Annotated in this window: 22 protein-coding genes and 1 tRNA gene; 19 read left to right on the forward strand and 4 right to left on the reverse strand. The window is 60.1% G+C overall.

The genetic code is table 11. The features are described 5' to 3' along the window. The first annotated feature begins 171 nt into the window (after positions 1-171). From OVA24_RS07320 to OVA24_RS07365, 10 genes are all read left to right on the forward strand, one after another. On the forward strand, positions 172-2,118 hold the full coding sequence (locus OVA24_RS07320; protein ID WP_267674545.1) for a LamG-like jellyroll fold domain-containing protein: 1,947 nt from the start codon (positions 172-174) through the stop codon (positions 2,116-2,118). Between the two features lie 93 nt (positions 2,119-2,211). Further along, complete coding sequence (locus OVA24_RS07325) at positions 2,212-3,138, forward strand: CHAD domain-containing protein (protein WP_267674546.1); 927 nt, start codon at positions 2,212-2,214, stop codon at positions 3,136-3,138. 23 nt (positions 3,139-3,161) lie between these two features. Continuing rightward, positions 3,162-4,040, forward strand: coding sequence for an ATP phosphoribosyltransferase (gene hisG / locus OVA24_RS07330; protein WP_267674547.1), 879 nt, complete (start codon positions 3,162-3,164; stop codon positions 4,038-4,040). 42 nt (positions 4,041-4,082) lie between these two features. Next, positions 4,083-4,187, forward strand: coding sequence for an AURKAIP1/COX24 domain-containing protein (locus tag OVA24_RS07335; RefSeq protein WP_200267957.1), 105 nt, complete (start codon positions 4,083-4,085; stop codon positions 4,185-4,187). A gap of 129 nt (positions 4,188-4,316) precedes the next feature. Beyond that, positions 4,317-5,114 carry an RluA family pseudouridine synthase gene (locus OVA24_RS07340; protein ID WP_267674548.1) on the forward strand — a complete coding sequence of 266 codons (798 nt, stop codon included), beginning with the start codon at positions 4,317-4,319 and terminating at the stop codon, positions 5,112-5,114. 8 nt (positions 5,115-5,122) lie between these two features. Further along, entirely contained in the window at positions 5,123-5,878 is a 756-nt protein-coding gene (locus OVA24_RS07345) for a Nif3-like dinuclear metal center hexameric protein (RefSeq protein WP_267674549.1), read from the forward strand. Beyond that, on the forward strand, positions 5,875-6,468 hold the full coding sequence (locus OVA24_RS07350; RefSeq protein WP_267674550.1) for a DNA-3-methyladenine glycosylase: 594 nt from the start codon (positions 5,875-5,877) through the stop codon (positions 6,466-6,468). The genes OVA24_RS07345 and OVA24_RS07350 overlap by 4 nt, the downstream gene beginning before the upstream one ends. Before the next feature lie 213 nt (positions 6,469-6,681). Beyond that, positions 6,682-6,755, forward strand: a tRNA-Gly gene (locus OVA24_RS07355). A gap of 424 nt (positions 6,756-7,179) precedes the next feature. Beyond that, positions 7,180-7,425, forward strand: coding sequence for a hypothetical protein (locus OVA24_RS07360; protein WP_267674551.1), 246 nt, complete (start codon positions 7,180-7,182; stop codon positions 7,423-7,425). Positions 7,426-7,513: 88 nt separating this feature from the next. Then, positions 7,514-8,734 carry a porin family protein gene (locus OVA24_RS07365; RefSeq protein WP_267674552.1) on the forward strand — a complete coding sequence of 407 codons (1,221 nt, stop codon included), beginning with the start codon at positions 7,514-7,516 and terminating at the stop codon, positions 8,732-8,734. Between the two features lie 131 nt (positions 8,735-8,865). Here the strand turns inward: OVA24_RS07365 and OVA24_RS07370 are convergent, their stop codons facing one another. Next, on the reverse strand, positions 8,866-9,357 hold the full coding sequence (locus tag OVA24_RS07370) for a hypothetical protein (protein WP_267674553.1): 492 nt from the start codon (positions 9,355-9,357) through the stop codon (positions 8,866-8,868). Positions 9,358-9,381: 24 nt separating this feature from the next. Between OVA24_RS07370 and OVA24_RS07375 the strand changes: the two genes are divergently transcribed. From OVA24_RS07375 to recG, 7 genes are all read left to right on the forward strand, one after another. After that, positions 9,382-11,019, forward strand: a complete 1,638-nt coding sequence (locus OVA24_RS07375; protein ID WP_267674554.1) for a polysaccharide biosynthesis tyrosine autokinase — start codon at positions 9,382-9,384, stop codon at positions 11,017-11,019. 23 nt (positions 11,020-11,042) lie between these two features. Next, positions 11,043-11,615: a polysaccharide biosynthesis/export family protein gene (locus tag OVA24_RS07380; RefSeq protein ID WP_267674555.1), complete on the forward strand. Its 573-nt coding sequence runs from the start codon at positions 11,043-11,045 to the stop codon at positions 11,613-11,615. 139 nt (positions 11,616-11,754) lie between these two features. After that, complete coding sequence (locus OVA24_RS07385) at positions 11,755-12,351, forward strand: serine protease family protein (protein ID WP_267674556.1); 597 nt, start codon at positions 11,755-11,757, stop codon at positions 12,349-12,351. Positions 12,352-12,476: 125 nt separating this feature from the next. Continuing rightward, positions 12,477-14,678 carry a carboxy terminal-processing peptidase gene (locus tag OVA24_RS07390; RefSeq protein ID WP_267674557.1) on the forward strand — a complete coding sequence of 734 codons (2,202 nt, stop codon included), beginning with the start codon at positions 12,477-12,479 and terminating at the stop codon, positions 14,676-14,678. Between the two features lie 9 nt (positions 14,679-14,687). Then, positions 14,688-15,395, forward strand: a complete 708-nt coding sequence (locus OVA24_RS07395) for a YggS family pyridoxal phosphate-dependent enzyme (protein ID WP_267674558.1) — start codon at positions 14,688-14,690, stop codon at positions 15,393-15,395. 14 nt (positions 15,396-15,409) lie between these two features. After that, positions 15,410-15,721 (forward strand): gamma-butyrobetaine hydroxylase-like domain-containing protein, encoded by a 312-nt coding sequence (locus OVA24_RS07400; protein ID WP_267674559.1) that lies wholly within the window; start codon positions 15,410-15,412, stop codon positions 15,719-15,721. Positions 15,722-15,734: 13 nt separating this feature from the next. Further along, the gene (gene recG / locus OVA24_RS07405; protein ID WP_267674560.1) at positions 15,735-17,786 is read left to right on the forward strand and encodes an ATP-dependent DNA helicase RecG; all 2,052 of its coding nucleotides are present in this window, start codon (positions 15,735-15,737) and stop codon (positions 17,784-17,786) included. A 12-nt stretch (positions 17,787-17,798) separates the two neighbouring features. On the opposite strand, the gene OVA24_RS07410 is transcribed toward recG, so the two are convergent. Beyond that, complete coding sequence (locus tag OVA24_RS07410; protein ID WP_267674561.1) at positions 17,799-18,974, reverse strand: PQQ-dependent sugar dehydrogenase; 1,176 nt, start codon at positions 18,972-18,974, stop codon at positions 17,799-17,801. A 184-nt stretch (positions 18,975-19,158) separates the two neighbouring features. On the opposite strand from OVA24_RS07410, the gene rpsA reads away from it, so the two are divergent. Together rpsA and OVA24_RS07420 are read left to right on the forward strand one after the other, a co-directional pair. Beyond that, the gene (gene rpsA, locus OVA24_RS07415; protein ID WP_267674562.1) at positions 19,159-20,916 is read left to right on the forward strand and encodes a 30S ribosomal protein S1; all 1,758 of its coding nucleotides are present in this window, start codon (positions 19,159-19,161) and stop codon (positions 20,914-20,916) included. Between the two features lie 363 nt (positions 20,917-21,279). Then, positions 21,280-21,630 (forward strand): hypothetical protein, encoded by a 351-nt coding sequence (locus tag OVA24_RS07420; protein WP_267674563.1) that lies wholly within the window; start codon positions 21,280-21,282, stop codon positions 21,628-21,630. A 72-nt stretch (positions 21,631-21,702) separates the two neighbouring features. On the opposite strand, the gene raiA is transcribed toward OVA24_RS07420, so the two are convergent. Further along, positions 21,703-22,293, reverse strand: coding sequence for a ribosome hibernation-promoting factor, HPF/YfiA family (gene raiA, locus OVA24_RS07425; RefSeq protein WP_267674564.1), 591 nt, complete (start codon positions 22,291-22,293; stop codon positions 21,703-21,705). 262 nt (positions 22,294-22,555) lie between these two features. Then, positions 22,556-24,085, reverse strand: coding sequence for a hypothetical protein (locus OVA24_RS07430; protein WP_267674565.1), 1,530 nt, complete (start codon positions 24,083-24,085; stop codon positions 22,556-22,558). Positions 24,086-24,107 lie beyond the last annotated feature (22 nt).

The following is a 24,107-nucleotide window of genomic DNA, read 5'->3' on the forward strand; positions in this document are numbered from 1 at the left end:
CATGGCCGCCGGGGGGAAGCATGCGTTTGCGAAGCTATTGTCACTCCACGGTGGTTTCCGCCGGGTGGCCTGGGAGAAATAACCGGTGCCTGCAACACCGGCGGTGTCTGCCTCCGTATGCCTGTGCTGCGGTGCCTCCGCCGTGAAACCCGAAACCCTGACTCCATCCACATGAGACCCTTCATCCCGGCCTTCACCTGCCTGCTCCTGCTCGCCGCTGCCAACGGCGTCTCCGCCCAGATCCACACGGACCGTCCGGCCCCGCTGGCGCTGCCGCTGCCGGACAAGGCGGAGTCGTTCGATTTCGCCGTCTTCGGCGACCGCACCGGCGGCGTGCCCGCAGGCATCAAGGTGCTGGAGCAAGCGGTAGCGGAGACCAACCTCATCAGTCCGGATCTGGTCATGACCATCGGCGACCTGGTGCAGGGCTACAATGGCACGGAGGAATGGCTCACCCAGATGAAGGAATACCGCGGCACCATGGGGAAGCTGCGCATGCCGTGGTTCCCAGTCGCGGGAAACCATGACATCTACTTCCGCGGCGATGGGAAGCCACAGGGCGAGCACGAGGCGTCCTATGAGAAGCATTTCGGCCCGCTGTGGTACTGGTTCGCGCACAAGGGCAGTGGCTTCCTCGTCCTCTTCTCGGATGAAGGGAACCTGGACACGCCCGACGTGCGCCGCTCGTTCAAGGACCCGGCGCAGCAGAAGTTCAGCGGGCCGCAGCTCGCGTGGGTCCGGAAGTCGCTGGAGGAGATGAAGGACCTGAAGAATGTCTTCGTCTTCATGCACCAGCCGCGCTGGGACCTGGACCGCTACCCCGGCAGCAACTGGGCGGAGGTGCACGGCATGCTGGCCGCCCATGGCGGGGTGCGCGCCTGCTTCGCCGGGCATATCCACCGCCTGCGGCACGATGGTGTGAAGGACGGCATCCAGTACCACACGCTGGCCACCACCGGCGGTAACAGCGCGGGCAACTACCCGGACGCCGGATTCCTCCACCACATCAACCTCGTCTCCGTGCGTGCGGATGGCGTGAGTGTCTCCACCATCCCCGTCGGCAGCGTGATGGATCCTTCCATCCACACCGCGGAGCGCACGAATGAGATCTCCCGCGCGCGCGCCATCCGGCCGAAGGCGGTGACTCCCTTCGAACTGGACGCCGCTGGCAAGGGCTCCGCCGCCTACCCGCTGGAAATCCCCAACCCCACGAAGCATCCGCTGGAGGTCACCGTGACCGTGAGGGATTCCAAGGGCTGGACCGTCACCCCGGCCAGCCGCACCGCCACCATCCCGCCCGGCGGCAAAGGAACGGTGAGCTTTGATGTCGCCAGCGATGGCGCGGGCTTTGGCGGTAAATACCGCGTCCCCGGACTGACCATGGACACCTACCTCCTGGAAGGTGAAAAGCGGACCCAACTGCCGCCGAAGGTGATCCCACTGGAAATCCGCCTCGGCCAACTGCCGGATGAGGCATTCATCCCGGCGGAGGAAACCACCGCAGCCCACATGCGGGACCGTGAGTCCGGGATGAAGGTGGAGTCCGCCGGCTATGATCTGCCGGACGGCCCGTTCACCCTGGAGGCCCGCGTGTATCCGGAGGCGCTGCTGGATTCCTGCGGCATCGTCTCGAAGACCCAGGACTCGGAATACGGCCTGATTTCCCGTGGCAACGAAGTGCATTTCGTCGTCCACCTGAATGGCAAATACGTGCGCCTGAAGTCCGGGCCGGTCCTCAAGCCGGGAGTCTGGACGGATCTGGCCGCCGTCTATGATGGCTCCGAAGCGAGGCTCTATGTGGATGGCAAGCAGGTCGCCGCAGCACCCGCCTCCGGCAAGCGCACGCGCAACAAGCTGCCCCTCTACATCGGCGCGGACACCACTGCGGATGGCCTCCCGGGCCGTTCGTTCCAGGGTTCGATTGATGAGGTGAAGCTCAGCAAGCGCGCGCTCCACACCGCCACCTACACGCCGCCGGAACGCCGGGATGTGGATGGGGATACGGTGCTGCTGTTCCACATCGACCGCATGGTGGCGGGCCGCCTGCCGGACAGGTCCGCATCCCACGCCCACGCCTTCCCGGTTGGCAGGCCGATGCTCCGCGTGGTGAAGCACTGAGGCATCGCACATTGTCACACGGACCGGCACAATATCGGTTGCCGGTCCCCGCACGCGACGGGACTCTGCGGACGACCCGACAGCGGCAGCTCCATGAATCATCGCAACCACATCGACCCCGCGGCGGACCTGGATGATGAAATCCGGAGAATCTCCGGCCGCAGGATCGCCGGATCCTTGAAATGGTTGCGGAGGATTCGCGAACAACCCGCGGAGGCCGTCCATGAGGTGCGCAAGGACCTGAAGCGGCTGCGCGCGTTGGTGCGGCTGCTGCAGGATACCCTGGGGAAACGCCGCCACCGGAAGCTGCAAAGAGATCTCCGCAATGCCGGGCGGCTGCTCTCCGCCTTCCGCGATGCGGAAGTGAGGCTGCAACTCGTGAAAAACCTGGTGGACCAGTCCGACCCCGCCGCGCGCAGGGCGCTGGAGGAGGCTGTGGAGCGCATCCAGTCCGTTCATCAGGGGACGGTGAAGACGGAGGATTTGGAAGAAGCGGCGGATGAAGTGATGACACTGCTCCGCGGCGCACGCCGCCGCCTGCGTGTCTGGGTGGTTCCCTCCGAAGGGCTGGGCAAACAGATGGAGGGCGCGCTTTTCCGTTCTTTTGAAAAGGCGCGGCTGGCCATGCGCCGCACGCTGATCCACCCCGTGGCGGAGAATTTCCACGACTGGCGGAAGGCCTGCAAGACGCTGCGCCACCAACTGGACCTGGTGATGCAGCCCGGCGGGGAGGGTGGGGAGCATCCACGGATCGGGACGTTGCACGAGCTGTCCGAGCATCTGGGGAACCTCAATGATCTGGATGTGCTGGAGGAGTCGTTGGAACCCCTCGCGGAAGGCACGCTGGACATCGCCGGGCTGTCCGCCATCCGGCGGGAACTGGAGGAACGCCGGACCGAATTGGTGCGGGAAAGTTGGGCGGCAGGTGAGGGGATCTTCAGCCGGGAAGCGGAGAATTTCATTCCGTTGCGGGGACATTGCCCCGCTTTTTCAGAAACTTGGCTTGATTCCCCAGGATAGGGGGCGTAAACCCCGGCCCCTTCATGCCGGAAAACACACTCAAGATCGCCATTCCAAAGGGCAGCCTTGAGCAGCCCACCATCGAGCTGCTCTCGAAGGCGGGCTACGAAATCTATGTTTCGTCCCGTGGACTGCGCCCCGCTTCGAACGACTCCGAACTGGATGTCTTCCTCATCCGTGCCCAGGAAGTCGGTCGTTACATCAGCCAGGGCTTCCTGGACTGCGGCATCACCGGCTACGACTGGGCCTGCGAATATGAGGATGACCTGGTCGATCTCGCCGAGCTTCCTTATTCCCGTGCCACCGTGCGCCCGACGAAGTGGGTGTTGGTCGTACCGGAAGATTCCCCGATCCAGAAACCGGAAGACCTTCAGGGCAAGCGCATCGCCACCGAAGGCGTCGGCATCACCGAGCGTTATCTGAAGCAGAAGGGCATCACCGCCGATGTCGAATTCTCCTGGGGTGCCACCGAGGTGAAGGTGCCGGATCTGGTGGATGCCATCGTGGACGTGACCGAGACCGGTTCCTCCATCAAGGCCAACCGTCTGCGCATCGTTGACACCCTCCTCACCTCGTTCCCGCACTTCTACGCCAGCAAGACAGCGACGCTCGATCCTTGGAAAAAGGAAAAGATGGAGCGCATCGCCCTGCTCATCAAGGGCGCTCTCGCCGCACGCGGAAAAGTGGGTCTCAAGATGAACCTGCCAACGGCGAAACTGCCGGAAGTGCTCGAAAAACTCCCGTCCCTCCGCCGTCCCACCGTCTCCCAGCTTGCGGAAGAAGGTTGGGTCGCCGTGGAGACAGTGATTGACGAAGTGATCGTTCGGGACATTATCCCGGCCCTCAAGCTCCTCGGAGCCGAAGGGATCATCGAGTATCCGCTCAACAAGATCGTTCCCTGATCCTCACCCTTTCATCGCAAACCAACCCCGAACGCAACAGCCATGGGCTCCATCAAGAAACGCCGTAAGACCAAGATCAACAAGCACAAGCGCAAGAAGCGCATGAAGCAGAACCGCCACAAGAAGCGCCTCCGCTACAAGTCCTAGGACTTGGTTTGACCTTTTGATCTGATATGCCAGCGGACCGGAGTCATCCGGGCCGCTGGCATCATTCTGTCCGGATGCCGGGGCCGGTGCATCTTCCTTAGCGTCGGTAGTTGATTCATTTTCTGTGTCATGAGCCTCCAGGTGGTCGTTGATTTCCAGGTGATCGCCGAATCACCGGACTGGATCGTGGTCAACAAGCCCGCTCCGCTCATCGTCCATCCGGCGAACCGCAAGCCGGAGCCGACCTTGCTCGGTGGGATCGAGATTCTCTTTTCCTACGAGATGGAGAACGGCGCCTGCCCGGCCATTGTCACGCGGCTGGACCGTGACACCAGCGGCATCGTGCTGGTGGCCATGCACACCGCCGCAGCGCGGGAACTGGGAATGGTTTTCGAGAGACGGGAGGCGCGGAAGGAATACCTCGCCTTGGTCCATGGCTGGCCGGAAATGGATGAGTGGGAATGCCGCGTGCCCATCCTGCGTGCCGGTGAGATCGGCACGTCCACCATATGGGTTCGCCAGATCGCACATGAAGGAGGGAAGCCATGTTCCACGCGTTTCCTCGTCGAGCGGCGTTTCGAGCGTGTGGAGGGCAGATTTTCCCTCGTCCGCTGCTTTCCGGAAACCGGGCGAATGCACCAGCTCCGGGTCCATCTCGCCCACGGCGGCCATCCCATCGTGGGGGACAAGCTCTATTCGGGAGACGGTGCGGAATACATCGAGTGGATGCGTACCGGTTGGACGGAGGATCTGAAGTCCCGCCTGCATCTGCCGCGCCATGCGCTGCATGCGGCGGTGCTTGAAGTGCCCTGGGCGGGCGGAAAGGTGGAATGGCGTTCGGATCTGCCGCCGGACCTCGCCAATTTCATGGCAGGTGCGGAGGTGGCGGATACGCCCGGAGTTGTCATCTGGAGCCGCCACGACTAGCGTCCGGCATGGCTTTTCTCGATGAGGTGGTGGCGTATCTGGATGGGGAACTCAATACGACCGGGATTCCGGACTACCCGGGGGCCATGAATGGTCTCCAGCTCCAGAACTCCGGCGGGGTTCCCCGTATCATTGCCGCGGTGGATGCTTCCCTGCCGGTCATCACAAAGGCTGCGGTTGGTGGTCCCGGCCTCCTCATTGTCCACCATGGCATGTTCTGGCAGGGTGCCCAGGCGCTCACCGGCGCGTTTTACCGGAAGATACGGACGGCGATGGATGCGGATCTGGCAATCTATGCGTCCCATCTGCCGCTGGATTTCCATCCTCGGTGGGGGAACAACATCCGCCTCGCACAGGCGATCGACCTGGAGGAGATCACGCCATTCATGGAAACCAAAGGGCTGGCGATGGGCCTGCGCGGCACTTGGCGGGGTGGGAGGGATTCGCTCGTTTCCACCGTTGGAAAGGCGGTTGGCGGGCCGGTGCATCTCTGTCCCGGCGGTCCGGCGGAGATTTCGCGCGTCGGACTGGCCACGGGAGGGGCGGGAAGTGAGATCGCGAAGGCGGCTGCGGAAGGTATTGATACCTTCATCACCGGAGAGGGTCCTCATTGGAGCTATCCCTTGGCGGAGGAATTGGGCGTGAACCTGCTCTATGCCGGACATTACGCGACGGAAACCTTCGGCGTGAAGGCGCTTGCCGCCATGCTGGGAGAGCGTCTAGGCACTCCATGGAGCTTCATCGACCACCCGACCGGACTTTGAAAACCTGGATCACCGTCCAGCTCCCCGGAGCGGATCTCACCCCGGATTTCTTCCGTCGCCCACCCGGGGTCTGTGCGCGGGAGCTCATCGGGTGCATCTTTCGGTGGAACGGCTGTGAAGGTCGTATTGTTGAGACTGAATCCTATGAAGAATTCGATGATCCGGCGTGCCACACCTGGAACCGCCCGGGTGCCCGCAGGTTCATCGCCGGACACGATGCCGGTGCTGCCTACGTCTACCTCAACTACGGAGTTCATTGGCTGTTCAATGTATTGACCAAATCCCAGGAGGGGAACGGATTTGTCTTATTCAGGGCGTTGGAGCCCACCGTGGGTTTGGATAAAATGCGCCAACGACGTGGAGTTTCCGATGAGAAGGGACTTTGTTCAGGACCCGGGAAACTTACCAAAGCTTTGGAAATCAATGGAAATCACCATGGTTTGAATTTCCTGGAGGGAAGATCCACCGGGATCAGACGGGGTGGCCAGGTGGAGATCATCACGGGGCGAAGGATTGGTATCAGCCGGGCTGAGGAACGCCCGTGGCGGTACGGAATGGCGGCTTCCAACTGCCTGAGCAGAAAATTCTGAATGCCGTCAGCTTTAAGGGAGCCTGGCGATCGGGCGCTGGATCGACGCTACGGGATAGCGAAAGAATTCAGTTAGAAAGCCGCATTAAAGTCGGAAAAAATCGCTTGAATTGCAATGAATTGCTGCATTCGGACAACGCTGAAAGAAATCCGACAAAAGTGAAAAAAAGGCTTGCCCCGATGTGGGGGATCGCGTCTTATCTTCAACGAAATCGCGGGCATAGCTTAGTGGTAAAGCGCTATCCTTCCAAGTTAGACATGCGGGTTCGATTCCCGCTGCCCGCTCCATAAAACTCTCAAAATCGGATAACACCTAAACAAATGAAGAAGACCATCTACTTCGCCGTCATGAGCCTCGCTCTTGGCTCCATGTCCGCTTCCGCGGCTGTCGATTGTGTCAAGCTCTCGGTTTCCGTGAAGCATGCCGTGGCTGCTGATCGTGAGAAGACACTTGAAATCGTCTCCAAGCAGGTTGGCGAAAATTCCGGCTGCGCGTGCGAAGTGGTGAAGGCTGCGATCGAAGGCTCCCAGGCGGATCCGACGCTTGTGGCTGCGATTGTTGAGGCAGCTGCAACCGCGGCTCCCGAGCAGGCAACCCTTTCCGCTCAATGCGCCATTGCCGTGGCTCCGGATGCCAAAGCAAAGGTCAATGCGGTCATCGCGAAGCTCGGCAAGGCCGGCTCGGCCGGGCAGGCTTCCGCCATGGTGTCCGATGGCAACAATCCTCTCGACTTCCCTGCCGGTGCGGACGGTTCCGGTGCTGGCTCCGGTAGCACCGCTGCTGGTTCTGGCAATGCTGGTGCTGGTGACGGCGGTGGTGCGGTTGGTCCTCGCCCGGGTGATGCTCCAGTGGGTGCTGGTGGGCCTGGTGGTGTGGGTAGTGGTGGTGCCGGTGGTCCTGGTGGCGCAGGCGGACCTGGTGCTGGAACCGGTGGAAGCACCCCTCCTCCTGAGGTAATTCCTCCTGTCGATCCTGTCACCCCTGTTGATCCTTGAGTGATAACTGCTCGAATTAGTCTTAGTTTCCCCGAAAAAACTTCCCCAACATGAAAAAGCAACTTTCCCTCGGTCTGGCCTCTCTTCTGATGGCTGGGTATGCCAGTGCCGGCAGCGGTCTCTACTACGTCGGTGCTGAGCCTGAGAACTCCCTTCCTCTCAAGTGGATGATCGGACTTGATGCGGTGTATGACAACAACGTCACCCCGGGTGCCGGTGCCAAGGAGGACGCGTTCAGTCTCAATCCGTATGTCGGTCTCTCCGTTGTCAGCATCACTCCTCAGACCAGTTGGGACGTTTATGCCCGCCTCGGCTTGATCTACTATTTGGACGCTCCAAGCAATGTCGATGATGTCTATGGTCAGGCCCGTATCGGCGCCAATATGACCCATCGTTTCAACGATCGTCTCCGGGTTTCCAGCCGTAACTTCCTTTCCTACGAACTTGAGCCGGATTACTCCTACGGCTTTGCAACCAGCCGCCAGTTGAGCGAATACTTCTACTGGCAAACCGACAACTCCGTCGGCTACCGCTGGTCCGAGCGCTTCGCCACCTACTCCGGATTCGTTCTGTCCGGCCTCGACTACGACGATGTGCCGAACAGTGATCGTTTCTCCTGGTCGCTCTACAACCAGTTCCGTTACCAACTCTCGCCGCAGACTGTGGCAACCCTCGACTATCGCTACACCCAGACGGATGGCGATGGTCTCGCGGAAGATTCCGACGACCACTACCTGCTGGTCGGACTTGAGCACCGTTTCAGCCCGAACTCGATCATCATCGCCAAAGCTGGTGCTCAGTTCCGTGATGTGGACGGTGGTGACACCAGTACGAACCCATTCCTGGAAGTGGCCACGTCCACCCGTGTGAACGAACAGTTCACGGTGCGTGGCTTTGCGCGCTATTCGGTCGAATCGTATGACACCACCCAGGTTCTGGGAGCTGCCATCTATGACTTCAGCGAGCGCCAGACCCTGCGGATCGGTATTTCCGCCGAGTATGCGATCTCCCCGATGTTCACTGTGTTCAGCGGCGTGGATTACATCGCTTCCGACTATGACAGTGGAAATCTGGTGAGTGCTCCAGGACCTGCTCCTACCGCAAGCGGTCTCGAAGACCGGGTGATCAACGCTTACATCGGTCTCTCGGTGAAGTTCACCGACTACCTGACCGGAACGGCCACCTACAACTTCACTGACTTCGATTCCGACTTCGCCCAAGGTGATTACAACCGCAACCGCTTCAGTGTCGGTGTGCGCGCGGAATTCTGATCTATCCTTGAGTCGATTATCCTGAATATTTGACTTATTCCGAACTCCCGCAATGTTTGCCATTGCGGGAGTTCTTGTTTGCAGGCAATCCTTTTTAACGACCCCCGTTTTCCCAACGTATGCAATCTCCCTCAGCCCAACAGAGTGAAGCAGCGCTTCATGCCGTAGATTACTGGCAGGTCATCAAGAACCGATACGGTGTCATCCTTCTGACGCTTCTCCTGGTGTTCATGACGGCGGCGGTCATCACCTATGTGATGCCCAAGAAGTTCGAAAGCTCGGCGGTTATCGAAGTGAAACCACGCGGTCAGATTCTGTCTCCTTTCGGAGAGCGGGGAGCTGAAGCGAGTGGTATGGGCAGGATGACCCCGCGTTTCTTCGAAACCGAGTTCGAGAAAATCAAAAGTAGCAAGAGTATTGCAAAAGTTGTTGATAATCTGGATCTTGTGAGGAAATGGGGCAAGGACCGGGATGCGATCATCGCCGAGCTCAAATATCGGATCATCACCACCCAGAACATCCGGGGAACGGATTTGATTTCGATCAAGGTCCGCCATGTCAACAAAGAGGATGCGCGCGATGTGGCGACGGAAGTTTCTGAAGCCTATCGCCAATATCGGCATGGCCTTGAAGAGAAGGAATCCGAAATGGCTCTGGGAGAGCTGTCCAAGGCGGTCAGGGAGCAGGAAGACAAGGTGGAGGAGCGGCGCAAGGCTCTTTCGAACATCGTCCGCGAAAAGGAGATCATCTACCGTGGCTCCGAATCAATCTTCGGAAACTCCGGTGTCGATGAGGATGATTCCGCGAGAAGTGCGGCCGATGCCTACGCAAAGCTCGAGCAGCAGAAGATCGAGTTGGAGAGCCAGATCAAGAGCCTTCTGAAGTACGACAGCGAGCAGTTGATGGTCTATGCTTCCGGTCTCGATCTGCCTGAAAACATCGTCAAGACCCTTTACCCGCAGTATCTTGAGATGCGGCGTGAACTTGAAGCGGCGAAAACCCAGGGTTTGGGTGACCGTCACCCGACTGTGCTTGAGCTGGGTGGGCGTGTGGCGAACATGAAGAAAGACCTGGATGCCGGCGTGGTGAACCTGCGGGATGTGCTCCGTGCCCGCCTGGAAATGGCGACCGCGCAGCTCGGGCAGGTCGAGAACCTGAAAATCGAGAAGAAGGGTGAAGCAGTCCGGAAGGGAATTGACACCCAGGACTATGTGGACGCGAAACGCGAGTTCGAGACGGATCTCGATCTCCTGCAGACGATGAAGCTCAAGTTCCTGACGGAAAAGGTTTCGACGAAGATGGGGGATGAATCCATCGCCGTCCATGAAGAGCCGGTGATCGCACAAGCCCCCGTCAGTCCGAACGTGACCTTGAACCTCGTGCTCGGTGCCGTGGTCGGGCTGATCTTCGGTGTCGGCATCGCGTTCTTCCTCGAGTATCTCGATACCTCCGTGAAGAGCCTGGAGGATGTGGAGCGTTATCTGCAGGTTCCGGTTCTCGCGGTGATTCCCAAGGATGTGGGTGTCCTGCACAAGCAGAGCGGGATGAGCCCGGATGCGGAAGCCTACCGGATTCTCCGTACCAACATCGAATTCAACCGCAAGAATCCGGAGGACAATGCGATCACCGTGGTTTCCGGTGGTGCGGGTGAGGGTAAATCGACCACGCTGGTCAATCTTGCCTATATCTGCGCCCAGGGTGGATACACCACGCTCATGATCGACGGCGACCTCCGCCGTCCGCGTCTCCATACGTTCTTCGACATCAACAATGCCGTTGGTCTCACCAACTATCTGACGACGGAGCTGGCTCTGGAAGATGTGATTCTCCAGACACCGGTGGACAACCTCTACTTCATGCCATCCGGTATTCTGCCTTCGGATGCGGCCGGTATCCTCAATTCCCGCCGCATGTCGGAACTGATCCAGGATGTGAAGCAACGCTTCGACCTGGTGCTGGTGGACAGCCCACCCATCCTCGGTGTCAGCGATGCGTCGGTTCTGGCGAGTGAAGTGGACCTCACCATGATCGTGGTGCAGCACCGCAAGCTCCCGCGCAACATGCTGATCCGCGTGAAGCAGGCCGTCGAGAATGTTGGCGGGCACGTGATCGGTGTGGTGCTGAACAACGTGGATGTCCGCAGCGACAGCCAGTATCAGTATTATACAAGCTACTACACCTACTATGCTCCTGCCGAAGGGCAGGTAGGACCTCCGGTGAACGCCGCTGCGGCACCACGCCAGCAGAAGACCGGCGGGCGGGAGAATGATTCCGAGCTCTACTAACCCGATACCCCATTCCCATCGTCATGAATTTCAGAAAAGTATTGGCCGTCGTTATGACGGCGATGGCCCTGATCACACCTGCCCTCGCCCAGAGCGAAATCAAGGTCGGGAAAGCGCTTCAGATCACGATCCAGGGAGTTCCCATCGAAGAGCAGCAGAAGATCAACGGCCAGTACATGGTGACCGACTCCGGTTTGATCAACATGCCCCACCTTTCTCCGATCCGTGCGGTTGGAATGAACCCGGGCAGCTTGGCGAACGTGATCCAGTCCCGCTACAAATCGGAGGGAATCTACCGGAACCCAACCATCCAGGTCTTTGCGAACATGGAGGGTGCGGGTGTGGACAAGCAGAGTGTCACGGTGGGTGGTCAGGTCCGTCGTCCGGGGCCCGTGGAATATTCACGTGAGCTGACCCTTTACCAAGCGATCCAGGCGGCTGGCGGTGCGACGGAGTTCGGTTCCTTGAAGCGGGTGGTTCTGTTCAGGAACGGACAAGGACGCCGCTACGATGTCACCCAGACCCAGTTCATGAACATCCCTTTGTCTCCCTCGGACACGATCGAGGTGCCTCAGAAAACCATCCTCGGGCAATGATCTGATTTTCTTCCCTGCGATGGCGATGTTTGGTCACCAGCAGCACGAACGTTCGCTTCGGGGGATTTCAAAAAGCATCATCGCAGGTTGTTTGATCACGGCGGGATCCGGCCAGGAGGCTGGAATCCCGCCTTCCATTTTGGAGGGGCTTTCGGCGGATAAGTTCGTCGAGCGGGAGGAGGCCCAGAAGCTCCTGCGGCAATGGGCGGAGAAGGCACCCGTGAAGTCCACCGATGTCTTGTTGGGACGGGTGCGCGACGAAGAGGATCCGGAGATCCGTTCCCGTTGTCTGGAAGCCCTGAAAGCCATCGTGCTGGAGCGTGAATACCATGCGGACGGTTTTCTTGGAATCAGCATGCAGGAGGTGGAGGTGAAATTGCCGGGGAATGGCGGACTGGTGAAGGCCATCCGGGTAACCAGGGTGGTCGAGGATTCCGCCGCCGGTCAGGCAGGCATCACCGAAGGCACCCTCATTGTCGGATTGGGGGAGCGGATGTGGAAAAATGGAGGGATGGCCATGGAATTCCGTGAGCAGGTGAAGGGAACCCGTCCCGGGACCACGATCACACTCCAGTTGCTGGAGAACGGTGAGGTTGTCCGCAAGGCGTTGAAAGTGGGGGAAAGGGCGCGTCACGCGGGCGGATTCGATGAGGAGGATCCGGTCAAAGCGAACGAGTTGGCGAGGGAGGAGTTTTTCCGCAGATGGCTAGACAAACGGCTGAAACAACCGCGCTAGTTTTAGGATTTTATCCATCGACATCTGCCTGAGTGATGGCAATTTCTTGAAATTTCCGAAACACCCACCTTGTTTTCACCATGATTCTCTCCCGGTTTCGAAAAGCAGCACTTTCAGCGGTATTTGTGGCAACGTCCTGCACCGCTTGCGCCCAGCAGGCGGATTTCAATGAGGTCGGCAAGCAGATGGCGATCATGCTGCAGAACAGTCATTTCGCGCGCATCCAGTACGACGCGAAGCTGAGTCAGCTTTTTCTCGACGACTACATCGGGGATTTGGATTCCGGGCGCCTTTATTTCACGAAAGTCGACATCGACGCCTTCCATGCGAAGTATGGCGAGCGGCTGCACGAACTGTTGCTGCAGGGCAAGAGCGTGGAGGCAGCCACCGAAATTTACCGTGTTTTTGAGAAACGGGTCGAAGCCCGGGTCGCACTCACCGAGAAACTCCTCAAGGAGGAAGCCTTTGATTTCACCGGCCAGGATTCCGTGATGCGCAGCCGCAAGGACGCGCCGTGGCCGAAGGATGAGCGGGAGGCGGTGGAAACCTGGAAGCTCCAGATCAAGGAGGCGGTCCTGGGTGAAACGCTGCGCCGCGAACTGATGACCAAGCTGGCCGCGGAGAAGGGCAAACCCGACCCCAGCAAGACGGACCGCGACCCCAAGGAAAAGATTTCCCTCCGTTACAAGCGGTTTCTGAACAGCGTCAAGGACGTGGATGACGAGGATATCAGCAGCATGTTCTTCAGCTCGGTTTCCAGGGCCTATGATCCCCACACGGACTACATGAGCGCGCGGGATATCAGCAAGTTCAAGGACGACATGAAGAACGAGCTGGTCGGCATCGGTGCCCTTCTTTCCGCGGAGGAGGATGGAGCCACCAAGATCATGGGCATTGTCGTCGGGGGGCCTGCTGACAGCGAGGGCACCCTGAAACTCAACGACCGTGTTGTGGCGGTGAACACCCTCAACAGCCCGCGTCCGGAGGATTTCACGGACATCATGTTCATGAAGATCGACAAGGTCGTCGACCTGATCCGCGGTCAGGAAAGCACCTCCGTCGCCCTTAAGATCGAACCTGCGGGAGCACCCCCCGGTGAGACCAAGGTTGTCGTCATCAAGCGGGGCAAGGTGGCCCTCAAGGCGGACCAGGCGAGCGGTGAGATCATCGACATGAAGAAGAGCGATGGTACCGCGGAGCGCATCGGCGTCATCACTCTTCCTGCCTTCTATGCGGATTTCGATGACGGGAATGTCCGCTGCTCTGTGGATGTGGAGCGCATCCTGCAGCGGATGATCGATGAGAAGATCGAAGGTCTGGTGCTGGATCTCCGCAACAACGGCGGCGGCTCGCTTGAGGAGGTCCGCCGCATGACCGGCTTTTTCATCAACCGCGGTCCTGTCGTCCAGGTGAAGAACACCCTCGGACAGGTGCAGGTGAAGGAGGCCGACAACGGCCGGCCCATGTATGACGGCCCCATGGTCGTGATGACGGACAAGAGCAGCGCCTCCGCCAGTGAGATTCTCGCCGGCGCCCTCCAGGACTACAACCGCGCGGTCATCGTCGGTGACTCCTCCACTTTCGGGAAAGGCACCGTGCAGCAGATGATGGACATCGGCAGGATGCTGCCGTTGTTCGCGGCAAGGAACCGTGCCGGATCTCTCAAGATGACGATCCAGAAATTCTACCGCCCTTCCGGTTCTTCCACACAGATGGACGGAGTGGTTCCCCAGGTGGTGTTCCCCAGTCTCAGTGACGCGCTGGAGATCGGTGAGCGGTATCTCGACAATCCACTGGCGCACGACCGGATCCGTCCTGCCGCGGACTTCAACGCCGCTGACCCGCAGGTACTCTTCGTGCCCCGCCTGAAGGAACTGAGCCAGGAACGATTGAAGGCGAACAAGGACTTCAGTTACATCATTGACGATGTGGTGAAGGCGAAAGAACGCATCCGTCTCAACAAGGTATCCCTCAACAAGGAAGCCCGGCAGAAAGAACTGGATAGTGAGGATGCGGCCCAGAAAGCACGGAACACGGAGCGGCGGGAGCGCTTCTCGAAGATCGCGGAACAAGACAAGGCTTCGATGAAGTTCATGAAGCTCACCCTTGATGATGTGGCCAAGCCGGGCCTGCGCGAATATGATCCCTCCGCTGAGAACGCGGAGTACATGCGAAAGGCGAAGGACGAAAATGCCGATCTGGATGACACTCCGAAGTGGCCGAGCGGAATGGACCCCGTGAAGAGGGAATCCATCAACGTCCTGCGTGACCTTGTCCACATGACGGAGAACGCGAAGACCGCCGGGCTGCTGAGAAAGGCAAACTGAGGCATCCGCATGTCAGGGATCGGGAGGAATCTCCGGGAGATTCAAGCGCGTATGGAAGCGGCCTGCCTGAAAGCGGGCCGTGTTCCTTCGACAGTTGAACTCGTCGCCGTCTCCAAGACGTTTCCGGCGGAAGCGGTGAGGGAGGCGGCGGATGCCGGGCAGGTGATTTTCGGAGAGAGCCGCCAGCAGGAAGCCGCTCCGAAGATCGGGATGCTGCCGGGGAATCTGGATTGGCATTTCATCGGCCGGGTGCAGACCAACAAAGTGAGGAAGATCCTGCCGTTGTTTGGCACCATCCACGCCATCGACTCGCTGAAGCTCGCCCGCTACACCGGCGGTGTCGCCGCGGATCTCGGACTTTTCCCGAAGGCGTTCCTCCAGGTGAACGTCGGCGGCGAGGCGTCCAAGGGTGGTTTCGAGCCGGATGAACTCGAGCGGGAAATCGATGACCTCCTCGCCGTGGAACGGGTGGAGATCCAGGGGCTGATGACCATTCCGCCGCCCGGTGCGGATGGCGAAGCGTCCCGCAGGTGGTTCGTCCAACTGCGGGAACTGCGCGATGCCATGGAGCGGAAAACCGGTGTCCGTCTGCCGTCCCTGAGCATGGGTATGAGCGGCGACTTTGAGGTGGCCATCGAGGAAGGAGCCACCCATGTGCGGGTAGGCTCGGCGATTTTCGGTGGGCGTGCCTATCGGGTGGACGGCGAGCTGGGATGAGTCATCATCCCGCCATGGCATTGGTACTCGAACAGGCAGCCGTCATCGGCAACGAACTCGCCCTTTCCTTTTCGGATGACACGGAGGCATACATCGCGCTCCCGCTCATGCGGCGGGCATGCCCGTGTGCTTCTTGCCAGGGCGAGCCTGACGCGCTGGGTCGTGTGATGAAGCCGGTGGTGGAGTATGGGCCGAAGGCGTTCGATCTCGTGAAGTTCCAGGGCGTGGGCGGCTATGCCTTGCAGGTGTTCTGGGCGGACGGCCACTCGACGGGGATTTACAGTTATCCCTACCTTCTGCGCCTTGCCGGGTTGAGCGGCAACTGATCCACTTCCAGCCGTGTTTTCCGCGCGTGAGGAACTGGTGAATCTGCCGCTGCTGCCGGGCAAGGAGTCCGCCGCTCTGGCGGCTGCGGGGTATGCCACCGCCGTACAGTTGCTGGACCACATCCCGAAGCGCTATGAGGACCGCCGCCGCTTCGACAGGTTTCCCGCCCAGTCCACCGCGCAGCCCGTCTGCCTGCGTGGCACCGTGATCGATGCCGGCATGCGCTTCCTCGGCCCCGGACGCAGGTTCTATGAGGCCGTGGTGCTGGACGGCACCGGCGGCGTGTTCGGCTCCGGAAAGATCACCTGCCGCTGGTTCAACATGCCCTTCATCCAGAAGGTCATCGCCACCGGCCATGACGTGATCGTCTATGGAAAGGTGAAGGACCAGAACGGACGGTTGATCATCGACCATCCCGAGTTCGAGGTGGTGAAGGATGATGACTCCTCCGCCTCCATCCACATCGAGCGCATCGTGCCCATCTACCGGAACATCTCCGGGATTTCCCAGAGGCGGCTGCGGGAGATCATCCATCTGCTGCTGCTCCAGATCGATCCCGCGAGCCTGGCGCCCCCGCACGAGATCGATCCCGTGTTCCCGCGTGTGGAGGCGTTGCGGCAGGTGCATTTCCCGGAGTCGGTGGAGCAGGCAGCGGCGGCGCGCAGGCGTCTCGCCCTGGAAGAATTCTTCGCGCTCCAGTTGAATGTCGTGTGGCGGCGTGCGCGGTATCAGGAAAAACGCGGGCGCATCCTGGGCAAGAAAACCGGCTCCCTCACCAGATTCTACGAGAGCCTGCCCTTTGATCTGACCGGCGCGCAGAAGCGCTCCATCCGGGAGATCCTCGCGGACATGCGCAGCCCGTTGCCGATGAACCGCCTGCTCCAGGGGGACGTCGGTTCCGGGAAAACCTTCGTCGCCATGGCTGCCATGCTGCTCGCCATTGACTCCGGCTGCCAGGCCGTCCTCATGGCCCCAACCCAGATCCTTGCGGAGCAGCACTACCTCACATTCCGCCGCTGGCTGGACCCTCTGGGCATCCGCATTTCGCTGCGCACCGGGAACCGAGGGGAGGACACCCACCTGCCCATCGAGGGGGAGCCGCAGATCATCATCGGCACCCATGCCTTGTTCTTTGATTCCGTTGCTTTCCGGGATCTCGGCCTGGTGGTGATCGATGAACAGCACAAGTTCGGCGTCGCCCAGCGTGCCGCGCTCATCCGTCAGGGTGTCATGCCGGATGTGCTGGTCATGACCGCAACGCCCATCCCACGCACGTTGACCATGACCAGTTACGGTGATCTGGATGTCTCGTTGCTCGATGAGAAGCCACCCGGGCGATCAAAGATCATCACCGCCATGCGGGTGAAGGCATCCCAGCCGGACGTGACGAAGTTCGTGAAGGAACAGCTCAAGGAAGGCCGGCAGGTCTATCTCGTCTATCCGCTGGTGGAGGAGAGCGAAGCGCTCAAGATCGAGTCCGCGACCGAGGCTTTCGAGAAATGGAAAAAGCGGCTTTCCGGTTACGAGGTTGGCATGGTCCACGGCAAGCTGAAGCCCGAGGAAAAGGAGGAGGTCATGCGGCGTTTCCGGGACGGGGAAATCTCCGTGCTGGTGGCCACCACCGTCATCGAGGTTGGCGTGGATGTGCCGAATGCCAGCGTCATGATCCTGCACCACGCCGACCGCTTCGGCCTGGCGCAGATCCACCAGCTCCGCGGCCGCATCGGCCGGGGAGGGCACAAGGGCTACTGCATCCTCCTCACCGACGGGAAGTCACCGGAAGCCATGGAAAAGCTCAAGGTGCTGGAGCAGACCGCGGACGGATTCGAGATCGCGGAAGCGGACCTCCGCCTGCGCGGCCCGGGGGATGTCCTGGGCACCATGCAGAGCGGCGTTTCCGACCTGAAGTTCGTCGACTTCCTCGCGGACACCGCCTTGCTGAGGGAGGCACGGGCACTCGCGGACGGAGTGCTCTCCGCGGACCCCCAGCTTGTTGGGAAGCACAGCGCCCTGAGGTATCTCATCACGGAGGAAGACGTAGTGCCTCTGCCCAGCACGGCGTGAATTCCACCTGTCTTACTTTTTCTCCACGATCTGGTAGACCACACCGCTGTGGTCGAGCAGGAAGATCTCGCCCTTGTTGTCCTCCGCGAAGGAGGAGATGAGGTTGATCCGTCCGCCTTCGGGTTGGAGTGCCTTCGTGTGATCCTTGAAGTCGGTCGCCTTGCCGTCCTTTTCCACGAAGGACCAGATCCGCGGGTTCTGGTAGTCCGCGAAAACATAGCGGCCCTTCAGCTCCGGCACCGCGGAGCCGCGGTAGACGTAACCACCGGTGATGGAGAGGCCTTCCTTCTCACCCATGCCGTGCTTGTAGACGTAGATCGGCTCGTATGCCTTTGGGGCCTCGCCTCCCACACCGCCGGTCGGGGTGGCCACCAGTCCTTCGCGCAGCCTCCAGCCGAAGTCAGCGCCACTGCCCTTGCCCTTCGGTACGAAATTGACCTCCTCCCACTGGTTCTGGCCCACATCCGCGATCCAGAAGTCACCCGTCTCACGGTCGAATGAGTTCCGCCACGGGTTCCGAAGGCCATAGGCCCAGATCTCCGGCTTTGCCTTGGCATTCCCGACGAAGGGGTTGTCCGCTGGCACCTTGTAGCCCTTCTCCGGGGAAACATCGATCCGGAGCATCTTGCCGAGCAGGGAACCCAGATCCTGTGCCCGTTGTTTCGGGTCGTTGCCGGAGCCACCGTCACCGTTGCCAATGTAGAGGTAACCGTCCGGCCCGAAGTCGATCCAGCCGCCGTTGTGGTTCTCGAACTCGCTGGGATAGACCAGGATCTCCTCCGCCGTCGCCGGGTCGGTCGTCTGCTTGTCCGCGGAGGTGTAGCGGACGATCTTCGTCTGCTTTTCCTTGTCCGTGTAGTTCACGTAGTAGCGGCCGGTGGTCTGGAAATCCTTGGGGAAGGCGAGGCCCAGCAGGCCCTCCTCATTGCCTTTCCGGCTGACCAGCTCCCGCACGTCCAGAAACGGCTTGTCGCTCCATTTCCCGCTGGCGATGTCCACGATCCACACGCGCCCGGCCTGCTCCATGACCCAGAGCTTGCCCTCCACACCCTGTGGCACGCCCGCCCACACCGGGCGCTCGAAGCCCTTGGCGATGGGTTTGCCAGCGACTTCCGCGTGGAGCGGCAGCGTGGAGAGGACAACGGCGGAGAGGACAACGGCGGAGAGGGTGAGAGCTTTCAGATCCATGGTGCGGGAAGTTACCGGGATTTTCCCGCGGCTCAACCGGATTCCCATCCATCGCAAAAACCCTGATTTCATGCGGGTTTCGGCTTGTCAAAGCGGGCCGAAATCGTAGTTTCGCCGTCCGCTTTTCTTCGGGCGGGCAGACGGTTGGAGTCCCGGTGTCTGTCCGCTTTTACCGATCGGGACAATGTCGGAAGGAAAACGAACCCACAACCAAACCATAAACCAAACAAACAAAATGGCTTACGCACCAGCGGAACCCAGAAACCAAGAACTCAGCGACCTGATCGATTCCAAGTTCCGCGAATTCCGCGAAGGATCGATCGTCAAGGGCACGATCCTGGAGATCCGCCCGCAGGTCGTCCTCGTCGACATCGGCTACAAGTCCGAAGGCGCGATCCCGTCCAACGAATTCGAGGACGAGGAAATCGAAGTCGGCGATGAAATCGAAGTCCTTCTCGAGAAACTCGAAAACGACGAAGGCATGGTCGTCCTCTCCAAGGAGAAGGCAGCCCACAAGCAGAACTGGGAAAAGATCGTCAAGGTGTTCCAGGACGGCGGCCTCGTTCGCGGCAAGGTCAAGTCCGTCGTCAAAGGCGGCCTCACCGTCAATGTCGGCGTCGAAGCATTCCTTCCAGGTTCCCAAGTGGACATCATCCCACCGAAAGATCTCAACGAATACGTCGGCAACGTCTACGAATTCAAGATCGTCAAGGTCAACGACGAGCGGAAGAACATCGTTCTCTCCCGCCGCGAAGTCATCGAAGCCGAGCGCTCCGAGCTCCGCCAGCGCTTCCTCCAGACCGTCAAGGTCGGGGACAAGGTCGTCGGCGCCATCAAGAACATCACCGACTTCGGTGCGTTCGTCGATCTCCAGGGCATGGACGGACTGCTCCACATCACCGACATGTCGTGGGGCCGGATCAACCATCCTTCCGAACTCCTCCACATCGGCCAGTCCGTCGAAGTCATCATCCTCGACGTGGACCGCGAGAAAGAGCGCGTGTCGCTCGGCCTCAAGCAAATGTCCGACAACCCATGGGAAGACATCGAGCGCAAGTACCCCATCGGCCAACAGGTCAAGGGCAAGGTCACCAAGCTCCTCCCTTACGGTGCGTTCGTCGAGATCGAGCGCGGTGTCGAAGGTCTGGTGCACGTGTCCGAGCTCAGCTGGGTCAAGCGCATCACCCGTCCTTCGGACGTGCTTGAGATTGGCCAGGAAATCGAAGCCGTCGTTCTCGGCATCTCCATCGAGGAGCAGAAGATCTCCCTCGGCGTCCGCCAGCTCGACTCGAACCCATGGGACGAGATCGAACTCCGCTACCCGGTCGGCGCGACCATCAAGGGACCGGTCCGCAACCTCACCGCCTACGGTGCGTTCGTGGAACTGGAAGAAGGCATCGACGGCATGATCCACGTGTCCGACATGTCCTGGACCCGCAAGATCAACCACCCGTCCGAAGTCCTCAAGAAGGGCGACGAAGTGGAAGCCATCGTGCTTGCGATCGACAAGGCCAACCAGCGCGTCTCCCTCGGCATCAAGCAGACCGAAGACGATCCATGGAGCCTCATCGACAGCCGCTTCAAGGTGGGCGACCTGGTCAAGGGCACCGTGGCCAAGATCGCTTCCTTCGGCGCGTTCGTCAGCCTCGACGGCGACATCGACGGCCTCATCCACATCTCGCAACTCAGCGAGGACCACGTGGAGAAGGTCAAGGACATCATCAAGGTGGGCGACACCATCGAAGCCCGCGTCATCAAGGTGGACAAGGTGGAGCGCCGCATCGGCCTCTCCATCAAGGCCGTCAACTACTCCGAAGAGCAGCTCAAGAAAGAGTCCGCCAGCTTCGAAAGCCTCCGTCCGTCTTCCGAGATGGTGGGCCTCGAGCAAGCGTTCAACCTTGCGGCAGCCGCTTCCGAAGAGTGGCGTCCGGGCGAGGAATAATCCTCCTCCGTCTGAAATTCAAAAAGCCGGCCGGGTTCTCCCGGCCGGCTTTCTTCGTATGGTGGCGGCGATCATCGGTCGCCGTCGTGGGACGGGTGCGATCCTCCGATCCTGATTCCGCCATCAGAGCGGCGGATCCTTCCGTAGCGTAATGGCTGCGCCATTACGGCAGGGTGGATGGGTGCCGTCCTCCGACCCCAATAAAGAATGATCCATCTTTTCATCGTACGGCGCTGCGGGAGCTCTGTGGGCTTATCGAGCCGTCGTGAAATGGCATGTAGCGGAATGGCTCACCATCACGGCAGGCCTCCCGCCCCTGCTTTCTTTTTGGAGTTCGGATTCATCCCTGATAAGAGGACGCGCATGAGATCCTGCCTGCTGCTGATTTCCCCGCTGCTGATGCTGGCGGGTTGTGATCCTGCGTGTGAGAACGAGATTTCCCATGATCTGCCCTCGCCGGACGGCAGGCACCGGGTGGTGGTGTTTTCCCGGGATTGCGGGGCGACGACGGGTTCCAACACCCAGGCCACCATCCTGCCGGTGGGAGGGCAGTTGGCGGAAGAAGGCGGCAATGTGTTCAGTATCGATGGTCAGGATTCCGCGCGCATTTCCTGGACGCAGGATGGAAGATTGGCCGTGGTCATCGCGGGCGATGCCGCGATCTACAAAAAGGAGGATTCGGTGGCAGGCGTGGGAATCGACTACTTCCGCTAGAAAGGAAAAAGCCGGACGGGATTCCTCCCGTCCGGCTCTTCTTTTTCAATCGAACGCGGTCCTACCGCAGGATCATTCTCCCTTGATGTCCATGGCGGCGTATTCGCCGTCCTTGCGGCGGTAGACGATGGTCAGGCAGCCGCGGCGGGCGCTCTTGTAGAGCACGAACGGGCGGTCGGAGAGCTCGAGCTGCATGATGGCATCCTCCTTGTACATCGTCTTGATGGCGTAGTTGTCCGGATGGATGATGAACGGTTCCGGATCGTGTTCCGCCTCTTCCGGGTGATCGAGGGCGTCCTCGGTGAAGAAGCGCTCCTCCAGGTGCCGGATCGACTCGTTCCGGTGGGGGCGGTTCTTCTTCAGCAGGCGGGTTTTGTGCTTCCGCATCCGGCGGGCGATCTTGTCAACGGTCTCGTCGATCGCGGCGTACATGTCCTTGCCCTCGGTGTGGGCCTCGATGTGGATGTGGTTCGCGCAGTGGAGGATGACTTCGGCGATAAATCGGTTTTTCTGAACGTCGAGAATGGCTTTGGCTTCGATGATGCGCGGGTAGTCCAGATGGAGTCCTTCGATCTTCTTGTGGACGTGATCGCGCAGGGCATCGGTCACTTGCTCGTGGCGCACCGTGACGGTGATCGGCAGATTGACGTTGGCAGTTTGCATGGTTCTTTATGTGTTACAGGTGAAATGGACGGCGGTTTCATCCGCCTTGTCCACCTGACACATTGGACCACCTTTCAAAGGAAAGCCATGCTGATCTTCACAAAAAATCTGATTCCGCGCTTCTAACAACGATTGCCGCCCGGCCGTTGCCTTGCCTTCCGGAACGAGTGTCTGTTCCGGCATGGAGTCGCCGCGGATGCGTGGTTCTCCGTTCCCATGAGCAACCTGTGTTCGCCGTGGCCCCCTTGCGGGCGGACAGGCATCAGCGGCCCTGTGGAGTGGTGAGGGTCTCGAACAGATCCTTGCTCTCGTCCGGCTCTCCCACCGTCTCGCCGGCAGCTTGCGCCAGTTCGGCAAAGTTGTCCACGGGCCGGCCGCTGGTGCCGGAAATCTTGAGGGTTACCCATCGGAATCCGTCCTTGCTCTCCTTGAACACCTGGGCGAGAGCGGGATTCCGGCCTGCGGTGACGGTTGCTTCCGGGAGCCCCACCTCAAGTGTTCCGGAAAGCACTTCGTTCTTTTCGAGTGAGAGATCTCCGGTGACTTTGAGCTGGGTTTTTGAGACGATGGCAAGTTCGCTGATCCTGACCACGCCGTTTTCCCGATGGAGGATGCCGGTGCAGCCATCGTGGAACAGGGGGTCAAGGAACCATGGATTGTCCGTGAGCTGGGAAAGTTTCCGGAGGAATGAGAAGTTGTTGAGGCGGGGCAGGGAGTTTGATGAAGAGGAGAAAGCGACGTGGAGTCTGCCAGCGGGGTTGGAAGATGAGAAAGAGAGTTCGTTCCTGCCTCCGGGGATCTCGCGGGTGTCCACCCTCCCGGCCACCAGGTGACCAAGGGAGGTTCCTGCGATGCCGTTCATGTTGAAGGAGTTCATTTTCACCTCCAACGATTGTTCCTTGCCTGTTGCGGATGGATCGAATGCTCCCGTGAGTTCGATGTTCCCGAGGTTGTCGAGTTCGTGGAAGAGCCGCATGCTCACGATCTCCACGCCGTTCTGCTTGATATCCAGAAGTGCACGGTCCATCCGGAAGACGGGCCACTCCGGAACGTGCATTTCCCCTCTGAAAAGCCGGACGGAGGGGGGCCCTTCACCGTTGCCGGGATAGAATGATCCCTCGGTCTTGAGAAGGCGGAGGGAAGGGGCGTTGGTGTCACCAAGGAGAATATCGAGATTCGCCACCGCCAGACGTTCGACCGAGATGGGGGATGACCCGGCCGCCGGGAAATAGCGGAGTGGCTGCCCTCCTTGCTGTGAACCGATCACGAGCTTCCCGCCAGTGGCGGAAACCTCATTGACGCTCCATCGATTTCCGATGACGCCGCCCATGAGGGACTGCGCCCGGATCTCGGTGAGGGAAAGGGATTTCAGCAGGTTGCCCTCCGGCCATTCCAGATCCGCACCCCGGGCAACCATGCCGGTCGGGCTGATCTGGAGTTGCTGGAAGAGGATGTTCGCACCGGTTCCGGTATTGAACTTCGAGATGATTTTTTTCCGGTAGGGGGCGCTGTTCGCGTAGATGATGAGACCTCCGAAAATCATGCCAGCCAGGATCATCAGGACGACGACGGAAGACACCTGGAAGGCACGCAGGCGTGACGCCTTCTTCGCCGCATCCTTGTGGGGCTGGGTGCTCCGCCGTTTGCGCTTCCTCACCTTGATGGCTTGGGTACCGTCGGCGCGGGTCACCAGTTCGCCCGAATCTTCAGGAGTGGGGGATGACTTGCCTTGCAAGCGTTCCAGCATTTCATCGAGCGAATATTTCTCCGGCTCGGCGGGTTGTGAAGACATCGGCGGTTAGGATGATGGGAAG

The organism is Luteolibacter sp. SL250 (genome assembly GCF_026625605.1).
Lineage (GTDB): Bacteria > Verrucomicrobiota > Verrucomicrobiia > Verrucomicrobiales > Akkermansiaceae > Luteolibacter.

What these genes read in the sequence shown, in the direction of transcription:
- OVA24_RS07320 (WP_267674545.1), top strand. Translation starts at nt 172, where the DNA reads ATGAGACCCTTCATCCCGGCCTTCACCTGCCTGCTCCTGCTCGCCGCT.
- OVA24_RS07325 (WP_267674546.1), top strand. Translation starts at nt 2,212, where the DNA reads ATGAATCATCGCAACCACATCGACCCCGCGGCGGACCTGGATGATGAA.
- hisG (WP_267674547.1), top strand. Translation starts at nt 3,162, where the DNA reads ATGCCGGAAAACACACTCAAGATCGCCATTCCAAAGGGCAGCCTTGAG.
- OVA24_RS07335 (WP_200267957.1), top strand. Translation starts at nt 4,083, where the DNA reads ATGGGCTCCATCAAGAAACGCCGTAAGACCAAGATCAACAAGCACAAG.
- OVA24_RS07340 (WP_267674548.1), top strand. Translation starts at nt 4,317, where the DNA reads ATGAGCCTCCAGGTGGTCGTTGATTTCCAGGTGATCGCCGAATCACCG.
- OVA24_RS07345 (WP_267674549.1), top strand. Translation starts at nt 5,123, where the DNA reads ATGGCTTTTCTCGATGAGGTGGTGGCGTATCTGGATGGGGAACTCAAT.
- OVA24_RS07360 (WP_267674551.1), top strand. Translation starts at nt 7,180, where the DNA reads ATGGCAACAATCCTCTCGACTTCCCTGCCGGTGCGGACGGTTCCGGTG.
- OVA24_RS07365 (WP_267674552.1), top strand. Translation starts at nt 7,514, where the DNA reads ATGAAAAAGCAACTTTCCCTCGGTCTGGCCTCTCTTCTGATGGCTGGG.
- OVA24_RS07370 (WP_267674553.1), bottom strand. Translation starts at nt 9,357, where the DNA reads ATGCCGATATTGGCGATAGGCTTCAGAAACTTCCGTCGCCACATCGCG.
- OVA24_RS07375 (WP_267674554.1), top strand. Translation starts at nt 9,382, where the DNA reads ATGGCTCTGGGAGAGCTGTCCAAGGCGGTCAGGGAGCAGGAAGACAAG.
- OVA24_RS07380 (WP_267674555.1), top strand. Translation starts at nt 11,043, where the DNA reads ATGAATTTCAGAAAAGTATTGGCCGTCGTTATGACGGCGATGGCCCTG.
- OVA24_RS07395 (WP_267674558.1), top strand. Translation starts at nt 14,688, where the DNA reads ATGTCAGGGATCGGGAGGAATCTCCGGGAGATTCAAGCGCGTATGGAA.
- OVA24_RS07400 (WP_267674559.1), top strand. Translation starts at nt 15,410, where the DNA reads ATGGCATTGGTACTCGAACAGGCAGCCGTCATCGGCAACGAACTCGCC.
- OVA24_RS07410 (WP_267674561.1), bottom strand. Translation starts at nt 18,974, where the DNA reads ATGGATCTGAAAGCTCTCACCCTCTCCGCCGTTGTCCTCTCCGCCGTT.
- rpsA (WP_267674562.1), top strand. Translation starts at nt 19,159, where the DNA reads ATGTCGGAAGGAAAACGAACCCACAACCAAACCATAAACCAAACAAAC.
- OVA24_RS07420 (WP_267674563.1), top strand. Translation starts at nt 21,280, where the DNA reads ATGAGATCCTGCCTGCTGCTGATTTCCCCGCTGCTGATGCTGGCGGGT.
- raiA (WP_267674564.1), bottom strand. Translation starts at nt 22,293, where the DNA reads ATGCAAACTGCCAACGTCAATCTGCCGATCACCGTCACGGTGCGCCAC.
- OVA24_RS07430 (WP_267674565.1), bottom strand. Translation starts at nt 24,085, where the DNA reads ATGTCTTCACAACCCGCCGAGCCGGAGAAATATTCGCTCGATGAAATG.